The organism is Helicobacter pylori (assembly GCF_002832345.1).
GTDB classification, from domain to species: Bacteria; Campylobacterota; Campylobacteria; order Campylobacterales; family Helicobacteraceae; genus Helicobacter; species Helicobacter pylori_CP.
In genome coordinates, this window is sequence record NZ_PHLZ01000023.1 from 1 (window position 1) to 12,945 (window position 12,945).

The following is a 12,945-nucleotide window of genomic DNA, read 5'->3' on the forward strand; positions in this document are numbered from 1 at the left end:
TTTTTTTTTTTTTTTGATAAAATAGCCATTAAAAAAGGGTGTTTAATTTTTTATGACTTCAGCTTCAAGCCATTCTTTTAAAGAACAAGATTTTCATATTCCTATCGCTTTTGCTTTTGATAAGAATTATCTCATTCCTGCGGGCGCGTGTCTTTATTCCTTGCTAGAAAGCATCGCTAAAGCCAATAAAAAAATCCGTTACACCCTACACGCTTTAGTGGTAGGCTTGAATGAAGAAGATAAAGCAAAGCTTAATCAAATCACAGAGCCTTTTAAAGAATTTGCTGTTTTAGAAGTAAAAGATATTGAACCTTTTTTAGACACTATCCCTAACCCTTTTGATGAGGATTTCACCAAGCGTTTTTCTAAAATGGTGTTAGTGAAATATTTTCTAGCGGATTTATTCCCCAAATATTCTAAAATGGTGTGGAGCGATGTGGACGTCATCTTTTGCAATGAATTTAGCGCTGATTTCTTAAACATTAAAGAAGATGATGAGAATTATTTTTATGGGGTTTTGGAAGTTGAAAAGCACCATATGATGGAAGGGTTTTTGTTTTGTAATTTAGATTACCAACGCAAGAAAAATTTCACCTTAAGAATGCATGATCTTTTAAAGGGGAATGAGGCTAAAGGGGAGTTGGATTTTACGAAATGGTGTTGGCCTAACATGAAAGCTTTAGGGATTGAATATTGCGTTTTCCCTTATTATTACACCATTAAAGATTTTTCTAACGCGTATTTAAACGAGAATTACAAGAAAACCATTTTAGAGGCGCGAGAAAACCCTACTATTATCCACTATGACGCTTGGTGGGGGGCGGTGAAGCCTTGGGATTACCCTTTTGGTTTGAAAGCGGATTTATGGCTGAACGCTTTGGCTAAAACCCCATTTATGAGCGATTACACTAAGAAAATGCACACCAATGAGAGCTTTTATACCACAAAAATGGCTGAGCAGCATTATTTTTCTTCAGTAAAGTCTTCAAAAGAAATTGTTTTTAAGGCTCCGTATTTGTTTTTCAAATCGTATCTGTTTGTTGTGTTTAAAGAAAGGAAGATCCATTCAAGAGTTTTTGAATTAACTTGTAATTTAGTGAAAAAATTTTTCAATAAGCTTATTTATTTTGGGTTTTTGATGCCTAAAGCGTTAGCTAAAAGGGTGGTTAGTAAGATCCTTAGAGTTTTAGGGCTTCATGGGATTGTGAAAAAAATCTTAATCAAGCTTTTAAGAAAGGGCTAGAGTAAAGGGTTTAAAACCTTTTTTAAATTAATTTTCATTAAAAACAGCATAAAAACCAAAAACAGAACCCTTTCAAGTTCGGTTTTTTTTTTTTTTTGATAAAATAGCCATTAAAAAAGGGTGTTTAATTTTTTATGACTTCAGCTTCAAGCCATTCTTTTAAAGAACAAGATTTTCATATTCCTATCGCTTTTGCTTTTGATAAGAATTATCTCATTCCTGCGGGCGCGTGTCTTTATTCCTTGCTAGAAAGCATCGCTAAAGCCAATAAAAAAATCCGTTACACCCTACACGCTTTAGTGGTAGGCTTGAATGAAGAAGATAAAGCAAAGCTTAATCAAATCACAGAGCCTTTTAAAGAATTTGCTGTTTTAGAAGTAAAAGATATTGAACCTTTTTTAGACACTATCCCTAACCCTTTTGATGAGGATTTCACCAAGCGTTTTTCTAAAATGGTGTTAGTGAAATATTTTCTAGCGGATTTATTCCCCAAATATTCTAAAATGGTGTGGAGCGATGTGGACGTCATCTTTTGCAATGAATTTAGCGCTGATTTCTTAAACATTAAAGAAGATGATGAGAATTATTTTTATGGGGTTTATGACAAAATATACCCGTATGAAGGCTTTTTTTATTGCAACTTAACTTACCAGCGAAAAAATCAATTTTGTAAAAAAATATTAGAAATCATACGCACGCAAAAAATAGATAAAGAACCGCAATTGACAGAATTTTGTCGTTCAAAGATCGCACCATTAAAAATAGAGTATTGCATTTTCCCACACTATTATAGTCTTTCTGAAGAACATTTAAAGGGCGTGGCCAATGCAATTTATCATAACACCATTAAACAAGCCCTAAGAGAACCTATCGTTATACAATATGACTCTCATCCTTATTTTCAAATCAAGCCTTGGACATATCCTTTTGGTTTAAAAGCGGATTTATGGCTGAACGCTTTGGCTAAAACCCCATTTATGAGCGATTGGTCTTATTTGATCACAGGGGGTGGGGAGATAGGTGGAGAAAAATGGTGCCACTACCACAGCATTGCCGCTTATCATTACTACTTTCCTTTATGGAAAGCAGAAGAACAGATTGCCCATGACGCTTTTAAGACATTTTTAAAACATTATTTTTTACACATTCATGAGATTCCCCAAAACGCAAGGCGAAGACTATTTAAATACTGCATTTCAATACCGCTCAAGAGTTTTATTAGTAAAACCCTTAAAATTTTAAAACTCCATGCACTGGTGAAAAAAATCCTAATCCAACTCAAGCTCTTAAAAAAGAGCTAGAGTAAAAAGCCTTTAATCAAACGATTTTTTCATATCAATCACATAGCGGAATTTCGCTTTCCCATGGGTTAGGTTATGATAGGCGGTGTCAATATCCTTGCCTAAAATCAAATCGATTTCAGGGTAAATATTGTGTTTGATAGAAAAATCCATCATTTCTTGGGTTTCTTTAATGCCCCCAATCAATGAGCCATAAACCTTGCGATTGCCTAAATGGATAAAATCAAAAACGCTAAGTGCTGGAGCGACTTCTACAGGGGGGAGTCCCACAAGGGCTAGATCGCCATTATAGGTTAAGAGCTTGAGATAGTCTTTTAAATCATAATGGGTAGGAATGGTTGAAATGATAAAGTCCAATTCCTCTTTGCATTGTTTAGGGTCAGTGTAGAAATGTTTAACCCCCATGCTTAAAGCGTCTTGCTTTTTGTGTTCATTTCTTGCAAAAATACTCACTTCAGCCCCCATAGCCACAGCGTATTTAACCGCCATGCTTCCTAGCCCGCCAAACCCAGCGACGCCAACTTTTGTGCCTTTAGTAACCTTAGAAAATTTTAAGGGCGAATAAGTGGTGATGCCCGCGCAAAGCAAGGGGGCTACTTTTTCTAAAGGAGCGTTTTTATCCACGCTAATCACATAGTTTTCATCCACGACAATATTATTAGAGTAACCGCCCATGTGGGGTTCGTTGTCATGGAAATAATCCAAACAATCATAAGTGAATACCGTTTTGTGGTTGGCACAAAATTGCTCTTGGTGTTCTTTACAGGGCTTACACGCCTTGCATGAATTGACAAAACAGCCCACGCCCACCACATCGCCAACCTTAAATTTCTTAACTTCCTTACCCACTTCTTTGATGACCCCAGCAATTTCATGCCCAGGAACCATAGGATAAATGCCTTCTTTCCATTCGCTATAAGCGCTATGAATATCGCTATGGCAAATCCCTGCATAAAGAATGTCAATCAGCACATCTTTAGGGCCTACAGCATGGCGGCTAAAATCATGGGGCTTGAAATGCCCGTCTTTAGAAAAAATAGCAAAACCTTTAGATGGAACTCTCATAAAAACTCCTTGTTTGATTAAAATACCGCTATTGTATCGTTTTTATGGTTTGCTTATGTTTCTATAGATTTAACTAATTTTACAGCTGTTGGTTATATGGTAGCGTTGTTTGGTGCGTTTAAACGCACCCCTTACACTAATCGCTTTTATTTTAAGCGGCTACTATTTGCTAAATTTTATCATGCAGTAAATAATTCTCTAACGCAATGCCTGCCCCATCAAGTCCGGGAGTTTTTTTCAGCACGACATGCACAGGGATAGAAGCGAGAAACGCTCCCATGCGCCCTTTCGTTTCAAAACGTGCTCTAAAGGGCGAAGTTTTAAAATAATCAATGAATCGTGGGATAATCCCCCCACACAAATACACTCCCCCCCTAGCCCCCAAAGTGAGAGCCACATCAGCAGCGAGCGTGCCTAGCATGGAGCAAAAAGTGTCCAAGGTCAATCGGCATATAGGGTAATCCCCATTCAAAGCGCGTTCGCTAATGATTTGCGGGGTTAATTCAGCCTTGCTTAACTTCGCCACTTTTTCTAAACCTTTGCGTTTAGACAGGGCTTCATAAATCAACACCAGACCGCTCCCGCTCAAAAACCTTTCCGCGCTCACATGGTTGAATTTAGAACGGGCGTATTGCCACACTAAAATTTCTAAATCATCAAAAGGGGCAAAGCTCACATGCCCCCCTTCGCCGGGCAAGACTTTCAAAGAGCCATCGCTGTTTTGGATAAGAGTGCTTACCCCAAGCCCGGTTCCTGGCCCTAAAATCGCTTTAGGAGCGTTGATTTCGCACTTAATCCCGCCTATTTGAGCCAGATCGTTTTCTTGCATCGCGCTAATGGCATAGGCTTGCGCGACAAAATCATTGATGACAAGCAATTTTTTTAAAGTCAAACATTGCCGTGTCGTTTCAATAGAAAAAGTCCAATGGTTGTTCGTCATTTGGACAAAATCCCCCATAATGGGCGTAGCCACAGCAAAAGAGCCATAAATAGGGTGCAGTTTAAGGCTTTCTTTGCATTTAGAAAGGTAAAATCGCACCGCATCGCTCAAACTCTCAAAATCTTCGCACCTCAAGACTTCAATGCATTCAATCTGTCGTGGGGCGACTTCCAAACCAAAGCGCGCGTTCGTGCCGCCAATATCGGCTAATAGTCTTGGGTAAGTTTCAGTTTTTGGCATAAAATACCTCCGTGGTAACTTTTTTAGAATGTAAAATCCGAGCAATCGGCAGAGAATAGGGGGCGTTTTCTTTTAAAGCCTTTTCTAAAACCTCCCTTTTTTCTACTCCGCTAATGCTTAAGAAAAGTTTTTCACAATTTTCTAAGGCGTTAACAGACATGCTCAAGCGCTCATAAGGAGCGTTAATTGGCTTAGTCAAAACGATATTTTCTTTTTCTTCGTTTAAAAAAGCGCTCGTTTCAGGAAAAAGGCTAGCCGTATGCCCGTCAGTCCCCATGCCCAAAATGGCTAAATGGGGCTGTTTGAAATGCTGGTTAGCAAAATGAAAAAGCGCGTTTGTATCGCCAGAAATCTTTTTGGGCAAAAGCGGAGTGAAAGAAGCTTTTAAGGCGTTATTTTGCAACAAGTAGTCGTGCAATAATTTGGTGTTGCTATCCTTGTGGCTTGTGTCTATAATGCGTTCATCTACTAAACTGACTAAACACTCATGCCATTTGAGATCCAAAACGCTCAATTTTTGTAACAAACTAATGGGCGAACGGCCCCCAGAAAAAGCGATAGAAACTTGATGGTGCTTTTTTAAGGCGGTGTTAAAAAATTCTTTAAAACGCTCTATTAAAGCCTTGTGGCAATCTTCTAAATTTTCAAATTCAAACAATTGATAACCCATGAAATCCCTTTATTGATAGAGTGGTTTTAAAAATTCTGATTCGTTGAGATTATGGCTTTCATAGGAATGTAAGGGCGTGGCGTTATTGATAAAACCCTCTATGAGCGTGTCAATAAAAACCCATGACGCTTCTAATTCCAACTGGTGGGCGAAATTATTGTGGTTATTTTGTATCGCATCATAGAGCAATTTAGCGTAGGGCTGTAAAAATTCTTGTTTGTTATGGGTTTCTAAAATAAGGGGGTTTTGATTGTCTTTTAGGGTGAGAGTGATTTTATCTTGAGAGAGGAAAAATTCTAGCGTATTGACTGCATTAAAATGGATTTTCACGCTCGCTTGGTTATGGGGCATTTTTTTAGCGTGCTTAAGATAGAAAGGCACGCCTTTAAATTTAGGCGTATCCAAAAAGGCTTTAATAGCGACAAAAGTCTCTGTCTGGCTCTCTTTATTAACCTTATTTTCATCTCTATAGCCTTGATATTGGGCCCGAATAACCTGTTTTTTAAAATCTTTAGGGGGTTGTAAGGTTTTTAAAACTTTGATTTTTTCTTGCCTCAAATCTTTTAAATCGTTGGGTAAATCTGTAGCGATAAGGGATAAAACTTGCAAGAGATGGTTTTGAACCATATCCCTTAAAGCCCCGATTTTATCGTAAAATTCGCCCCTTTCTTCCACCCCTAAAGTCTCATAAACGCAGATTTCAACCGCGCTGATTTGATCCCATAAAATGTTTAAGATAGGGTTATTCAAGCGCAATTCAAGGATATTTTGAACGCCCTTTTTCCCTAAATAATGATCGATTCTAAAGATTTGTTCTTCTTTAAAAAAAGCGCTAATGCTTTGGAAAATCTCTTGACAAGTCTTTAAATCATGCCCTAAAGGCTTTTCTAAAATCAAGCGAGTGTTAGTGTGATTGAGCGCGTTTTGGGCCAAATTTTGAGCGGTCGTTGCAAAAAAACTAGGCGAGATAGAAAAGTAGAAAATCAAGGGCTTATTGTTTGTAGCGATTTTACTCAATTCTTCAAAGTCTTTAGGGTTATCCAAACGGACACGCAAATAACTGATATGGGCTAAAAATTCCCTACCCTTTTCTCTTGAATGCAACTGCGTTTTCTCGCAAAGGAGCGCTAAAAATTCTTCATTGGATAGCTCCTTGCGCCCCGATGCGATAATTCTAGAATCTTTTTTAAAACCATAATGGGTATAAATTTCATAGAGCGAAACAAAGAGCTTTCGCATGGCCAAATCCCCAGTCGCACCAAAAAGAACCAAATCAAAATCTAACATCAATAACCCTTTTAGAGTGTTTTTGAGTTATTATTATATATTAAATCTTAATTGAAGGGGTGTTCATGCCTAAGCATTCTTTAGAACAAATCAAAGAAAAAATTACAGAGCGTAGCAAAAAAACCAGAGAGCTTTATTTAGAAAATATCTTTAACCCTAAAAACCAGCCCAAGATTGAGAGCTTGGGTTGTGCGAATATTGCGCATGTTACTGCGAGCATGCCAGAGCATTTAAAAATGCCTTTAGGTTCGCATAAAAGAAAGCATTTTGCGATTATCACCGCTTATAACGACATGCTTTCAGCCCACCAACCTTTTAAAAATTACCCTGATTTGATTAAAAAAGAGTTGCAAGAGCATAACGCTTATGCGAGCGTCGCTAGTGGCGTGCCAGCGATGTGTGATGGTATCACGCAGGGTTATGAGGGAATGGAATTGAGCTTATTCAGCAGAGATGTGATCGCCTTAAGCACCTCCGTAGGGTTAAGCCATAATGTTTTTGACGGGGCGTTTTTTTTGGGCGTGTGCGATAAAATCGTGCCAGGCTTGCTTATAGGAGCGTTAAGCTTTGGGAATTTAGCGAGCGTGTTTGTGCCAAGCGGGCCTATGGTGAGCGGGATAGAAAATTATAAAAAAGCCAAAGCGCGCCAAGATTTTGCGCTAGGAAAAATCAACAGAGAAGAGCTTTTAAAAGTGGAAATGCAAAGCTATCATGATGTGGGCACTTGCACTTTTTATGGCACGGCTAATTCCAATCAAATGATGATGGAATTTATGGGGTTGCATGTGGCTAATTCTAGCTTTATCAACCCTAACAACCCCTTACGAAAGGTTTTAGTAGAAGAGAGTGCTAAAAGATTAGCGAGCGGGAAGGTTCTGCCTTTAGCCAAACTCATTGATGAAAAAAGCATTCTTAACGCTCTTATAGGCTTAATGGCAACCGGAGGTTCTACTAACCACACTTTACATTTGATCGCTATCGCTAGATCTTGTGGGGTGATCCTCAATTGGGATGATTTTGACGCAGTTTCTAACCTCATACCCCTTTTAGCTAAAGTCTATCCTAACGGATCAGCGGATGTGAACGCTTTTGAAGCGTGTGGAGGCTTAGCGTTTGTGATCAAGGAATTATTAAAAGAGGGGCTTTTATTTGAAGACACTCATACCATTATGGATACAGAAACGCAAAAAGGCATGCAAAATTACACCAAAACCCCCTTTTTAGAAAACGACCAATTGGTGTATAAAAATGCTGTTAATCATAGCCTGAATACGGATATTTTACGCCCTGTTAGTGAGCCTTTTGCCGCTAATGGGGGGCTTAAAATTTTAAAGGGTAATTTAGGGCGGGCCGTGATTAAAATTTCAGCCATTAAAGATGAGCATAGGAAAGTTAAGGCTAGAGCGATTGTTTTTAAAACCCAAAGCGAATTTTTAGAACGCTTTAAAAATAAAGAATTAGAAAGGGACTTTGTGGCGGTCTTGCCTTTCCAAGGGCCTAAGTCTAACGGCATGCCAGAATTGCACAAACTCACCACGAATTTAGGGGCTTTGCAGGATATGGGCTATAAGGTCGCGCTGGTTACGGATGGGCGCATGAGCGGGGCGAGCGGGAAAGTGCCTAGCGCGATCCATTTAAGCCCTGAGGGAGCGTTAAACGGGGCGATCATTAAGATTAAAGATGGCGATTGGATAGAATTAGACGCTCCTAATAACGCCTTGAATGTGCTTGAAAAGGATTTTGAAAATAGAGGGATCAACCCTTTGTTTTTAGAAACCTTAGAAAATTTAGAAAAGCCTACTTTTGGGCTGGGTAGGGAATTGTTTACGAGTTTGAGATTGAATGTTAATACGGCTGAAGAGGGCGGCATGAGTTTTGGCATAAAGGTATAAAAAGATAAAGGAGATAAAATGCAAGATAAAATAATAGAAGTTTTACAAATCAGCCCCATTGTCCCTGTGGTGGTGATTGAAAATATAAAAGACGCTGTGCCTTTAGCGCAAAGCCTGATAGAGGGGGGTATTCCAATCATAGAAGTTACTTTGCGCTCCAGTTGCGCTTTAGAGGCCATAGAACTTATCGCTAAGAATGTGCCAAAAATGCGCGTGGGCGCTGGCACGATCTTAAATCTTACTCAATTAGAGCAAGCGCAAAATAGGGGGGCAGAGTTTTTGATTAGCCCGGGCCTTACGCCTAGTCTTTTAGAACACGCAAAGAAAAAAGGCATGCCTTTAATACCTGGGGTTTCTAGCAGTAGTGAAGTCATGCAAGCTTTAGAATGGGGCTATCACGCTTTGAAATTTTTCCCGGCAGAGTATTGTGGGGGCGTTAAGCTTTTAAACGCTTTTAACGGCCCTTTTAAAGGGGTGAAATTTTGTCCTACCGGGGGGATTAGTGCAGATAACATGCGTTCTTATTTGAATTTAGAAAATGTTTTGTGCGTGGGGGGGAGTTGGCTTACCCCTAAAGATTTAATTCAAAACAAAGAGTGGGATAAAATCACAGAAATTTGCAAGCGAGCGTTAGCTTAAGATAACAAAGAGATCATGGCATTTTGTATTTGCTTAATAACACTATAATAAAATTTTTAATAAGGAGATACATCATGTTAGAAAATGTCAAAAAATCTTTTTTTAGGGTTTTGTGCTTGGGCGCGTTGTGTTTAGGGGGGCTAATGGCAGAGCAAGACCCTAAAGAGCTTGTGGGTTTGGGCGCAAAGAGCTACAAAGAGCGAGATTTCACTCAAGCAAAGAAATATTTTGAAAAAGCTTGCGATCTGAAAGAAAATAGCGGGTGTTTTAATTTAGGGGTGCTTTATTATCAAGGGCATGGCGTGGAAAAGAATTTGAAAAAAGCCGCCTCCTTTTACTCTAAGGCTTGCGATTTAGATTACAGCAATGGGTGTCATTTGCTAGGGAATTTATATTACAGCGGGCAAGGCGTGTCCCAAAACACCAATAAAGCCTTACAATACTACTCTAAAGCGTGCGATTTGAAATACGCCGAAGGGTGCGCGAGCTTAGGGGGGATTTATCATGATGGTAAAGTGGTAACTAGGGATTTTAAAAAAGCGGTGGAGTATTTCACTAAAGCGTGCGATTTAAACGATGGCGATGGCTGCACGATATTAGGGAGCTTGTATGATGCAGGCAGAGGCACGCCTAAAGATTTGAAAAAAGCGCTCGCTTCTTATGATAAAGCTTGCGACTTAAAAGACAGTCCAGGGTGCTTTAACGCAAGGAATATGTATCATCATGGCGATGGCGCAACGAAGAATTTTAAAGAGGCTCTCGCTCGTTATTCTAAAGCATGCGAATTGGAAAATGGCGGAGGGTGTTTCAATTTAGGGGCTATGCAATACAATGGCGAAGGCGTAACAAGGAATGAAAAGCAAGCCATAGAAAACTTTAAAAAAGGCTGTAAATTAGGCGCTAAAGGGGCGTGCGATATTCTCAAGCAGCTTAAGATCAAAGTTTAGTTTGAATAAGGTTTGATCAAATGGCTTTAAAAAGCGAAATTTTAGGGGGTTAGGGGATTTAAAAGGAGGTTTTAGGGGAGTAGGGGAGAATAATTTCAAAATACTTCCTATCTCCTTAAGATAATGAGCTTAAAATAAAGCAACCAAAATTCTTTTTTTTTAAAACTTAAAGAGTCGTTAAAGTTTAAAAAAACCTTAAGTATTTAACTAAAACAAAGCCTTTATTTAAAACCCCTTAAGGGTTTTTATGGGTGGGTAGGGGAGCGAAAGTTTGGCTTGTGGGCATGATTTCTATGCGGTTGATATTGACATGCAAGGGTTGTTCATAAATCCATAGCACGATGTTAGCAATATCTTGTGGCTTGAGGTAAAGGGTGTTTTCATAGACGGATTGGGCTTTGATTTTATCGCCTTTAAAACGCACCATGCTGAATTCGGTTTCGCCGCACAAACCGGGTTCAACATTACTCACTCTAATGTTAGTGCCAGCCAAATCCGCTCGCAAATTTAAAGAAAATTGCTTCACAAACGCTTTGCTCGCTCCATAGACATTCCCACCAGGATAGGGGTAAGTGCCAGCGATAGAACCAAGGTTGATGATAGTCCCTTGGTCATGCTCTATCATAGAGGGCAAGATCAAACGGGTGAGATACAACAACCCCTTAATATTCGTATCTATCATGATTTCCCAATCGTCTAGCTCGCATTCATAAGCCTTGTTTAAGCCTAGCGCTAAGCCGGCGTTATTGATTAAAGCGTCAATGCGATCCGTCATGGAGAAAATAGCCTCTATCGCCCGCTTAGTTTCAAGCTTGTTTTTAAGATCAAAACACAGGGGAATGAAATGCTTGGGATAAGCGAGTTGCAATTTTTGTAAATTCTCTTTTCGCCTCCCTGTGCCAAAAACCACATGGTTTTTTTGTAAAAACGCCTTAGCGATTTCTAGCCCAAACCCTGAAGTCGCTCCGCTAACTAAAATGTGCGCCATTTCTATCCTTTAAAATTTTAAAAAAGCCCCTTAAGCCCTTTTTCAAGCTTTTCTTTGAGCTTATCATCTTTAAGCAAATGATCTAAACCTTTTTTAAGGGTGTCGTTTTTAAGGATTTCTTTCAAGCCTTGTTGCAGGTTTTGCTGAATGGCTTTCTCATTTAAAATGAGGGAAAATTTTGGCTGGTGCATGTTGCCTTGAAGTTTCATTTTAAAAATGAATTTTAAAATTTCCGCATCCATGAGCATGTCCATTTGTTTGGTGTTTAAATCCAACAAGCCGTTATGGATTTTCAATTGGGTTTTGGGGCTTTTTAAGCTGAGATCAGAGAGCAGGCGTTGCTGGTTGATTTGGCTTACCAGATTGGCATCGTTATAAATTTCTTTAGTAATATCAAATTTGGAAATGGAGTAGAGGAAATCGCTGAATGCATTTTTGAGGAATCTTGCGTTTTTGAGATTGGCTTTCAACACGCCTTGCTTGGCGCTAAGGTCATAATCCAAGTTAGCGTCTGCAACGGATTGGAAAAATTTAGGGTAATGGAATAAATCTAGGGCCTTTAAAGTGGAAATATTGGAAAAACAGGCTTTCAAATCTTTATTTAAAAGCGTGAAATCCAGCGCGCCGTCTAGTAAATTTGAATGGCCGCTGACTTTTAAGAGTTTGGGGCTTTGCTCTATAGCGCCTTTTAAAGTCAAGCTCCCTTTTAAGGGGTGGTTGATCATGTTTTGGAGTTTGGCTAGATTGGGTATTTCTAAAGTGTAGGGGGCGTTGAGTTTTAAAACAGAGAAAAGATATTCGCTTTTTAGGGCTGTAAAATTGGCTAAAGGGCTAGTTAGGGTGGTATCGCTGATGGCTTTGTTTCCTTTAAAGTCGCTTGAGTGCGAGAGGTTGAAAACAAGCGTGTCTTTAAGGTTTAAATGAAAAATTTGATTGATTAGAGCATTGTTGATTAAAGCGTTATTAGCTGTTAGGATCAAATGCCCTTCTAAAGGCTTTAGAGAGTTAAAATCCGCTTGTAAGGACACTTTTGCGTTCGCATAAGCGGGGCGATTGATTAAATAAAGCAAATCTTCTAAATTGGCGTCTTGTGCGTTCAAGCTTAAATGAGAAAGCTTGAAATCATCTAAAAGGGCGTTGTAGGCAGTGTGGGATTGAGCGACATTAGAGACGCCTTGAATTATAAGGGCTTTTCTATGCCCTTTAATGTTCCCAGAAGTAACAATAGCCCCCCTTAAAGGGTAGGGTATCAAATCTTTGAAAGAGTATAAATTTTTAATATCTATATGGTAATTCAAATTTACGCTTTGCTTTAAAAGCGAGAAATCCCCCTTAAGAATGAGCGTGGAATCATCGTTGGCTTGAGCTTCAAAGTCTAAAGAGCTGAATCTCAATTTAAAGGTTTTAACGCTCAAGTAGCGTTCGTTCGGGTTGATTTTTTTCTCTATATACGAAGCGATGATCTTATTCCCCCATTCTGTGAAAAGGATAAGATAGGTTGTTAAAAGGCCGATTAAAAGAAGCGCGAGTAGGGTATAAAGAAATTTTTTCATGTTTGTTTGTCCTTGAAATAAATTGAATAGAATATATTAGCTTGTTTTGTAAGGGTTTCTAACATTTTTTCCACGCTCTAACGAAAGGCTTGAATTGGGACAATAAAGAAAGAATGAAGCACTCAAAACCCACAATTTAGTAACAACACGCTTACAATCATTGAAAAACTCAAAACCCTA

Annotated in this window: 11 protein-coding genes; 5 read left to right on the forward strand and 6 right to left on the reverse strand. The window is 39.0% G+C overall.

The window, feature by feature from the left end; genetic code table 11:
* The first annotated feature begins 52 nt into the window (after positions 1-52).
* Both CXY28_RS06710 and CXY28_RS06715 read left to right on the forward strand, forming a co-directional pair.
* Positions 53-1,243 carry a glycosyltransferase family 8 protein gene (locus CXY28_RS06710; RefSeq protein WP_100980127.1) on the forward strand — a complete coding sequence of 397 codons (1,191 nt, stop codon included), beginning with the start codon at positions 53-55 and terminating at the stop codon, positions 1,241-1,243.
* Positions 1,244-1,377: 134 nt separating this feature from the next.
* On the forward strand, positions 1,378-2,544 hold the full coding sequence (locus tag CXY28_RS06715) for a glycosyltransferase (RefSeq protein WP_100980129.1): 1,167 nt from the start codon (positions 1,378-1,380) through the stop codon (positions 2,542-2,544).
* Between the two features lie 12 nt (positions 2,545-2,556).
* Here the strand turns inward: CXY28_RS06715 and CXY28_RS06720 are convergent, their stop codons facing one another.
* From CXY28_RS06720 to CXY28_RS06735, 4 genes are all read right to left on the reverse strand, one after another.
* Positions 2,557-3,609, reverse strand: coding sequence for an NAD(P)-dependent alcohol dehydrogenase (locus CXY28_RS06720; RefSeq protein WP_100980130.1), 1,053 nt, complete (start codon positions 3,607-3,609; stop codon positions 2,557-2,559).
* A 169-nt stretch (positions 3,610-3,778) separates the two neighbouring features.
* Positions 3,779-4,789: a glucokinase gene (locus tag CXY28_RS06725; protein ID WP_001126887.1), complete on the reverse strand. Its 1,011-nt coding sequence runs from the start codon at positions 4,787-4,789 to the stop codon at positions 3,779-3,781.
* Entirely contained in the window at positions 4,776-5,459 is a 684-nt protein-coding gene (gene pgl, locus CXY28_RS06730; protein ID WP_100980132.1) for a 6-phosphogluconolactonase, read from the reverse strand. The genes CXY28_RS06725 and pgl overlap by 14 nt, the downstream gene beginning before the upstream one ends.
* 9 nt (positions 5,460-5,468) lie before the next feature.
* Entirely contained in the window at positions 5,469-6,746 is a 1,278-nt protein-coding gene (locus CXY28_RS06735) for a glucose-6-phosphate dehydrogenase (protein ID WP_100980134.1), read from the reverse strand.
* Positions 6,747-6,811: 65 nt separating this feature from the next.
* Between CXY28_RS06735 and edd the strand changes: the two genes are divergently transcribed.
* From edd to hcpC, 3 genes are all read left to right on the forward strand, one after another.
* Entirely contained in the window at positions 6,812-8,638 is a 1,827-nt protein-coding gene (edd, locus tag CXY28_RS06740; protein WP_100980136.1) for a phosphogluconate dehydratase, read from the forward strand.
* An 18-nt stretch (positions 8,639-8,656) separates the two neighbouring features.
* Positions 8,657-9,277, forward strand: a complete 621-nt coding sequence (locus tag CXY28_RS06745; protein ID WP_100972480.1) for a bifunctional 4-hydroxy-2-oxoglutarate aldolase/2-dehydro-3-deoxy-phosphogluconate aldolase — start codon at positions 8,657-8,659, stop codon at positions 9,275-9,277.
* A gap of 74 nt (positions 9,278-9,351) precedes the next feature.
* Entirely contained in the window at positions 9,352-10,224 is an 873-nt protein-coding gene (hcpC, locus tag CXY28_RS06750) for a Sel1-like repeat protein HcpC (protein ID WP_100980138.1), read from the forward strand.
* 235 nt (positions 10,225-10,459) lie between these two features.
* Here the strand turns inward: hcpC and CXY28_RS06755 are convergent, their stop codons facing one another.
* Complete coding sequence (locus tag CXY28_RS06755) at positions 10,460-11,212, reverse strand: SDR family oxidoreductase (protein ID WP_100980140.1); 753 nt, start codon at positions 11,210-11,212, stop codon at positions 10,460-10,462.
* A gap of 17 nt (positions 11,213-11,229) precedes the next feature.
* Complete coding sequence (locus tag CXY28_RS06760; protein WP_100972474.1) at positions 11,230-12,765, reverse strand: hypothetical protein; 1,536 nt, start codon at positions 12,763-12,765, stop codon at positions 11,230-11,232.
* Between the last annotated feature and the right edge of the window lie 180 nt (positions 12,766-12,945).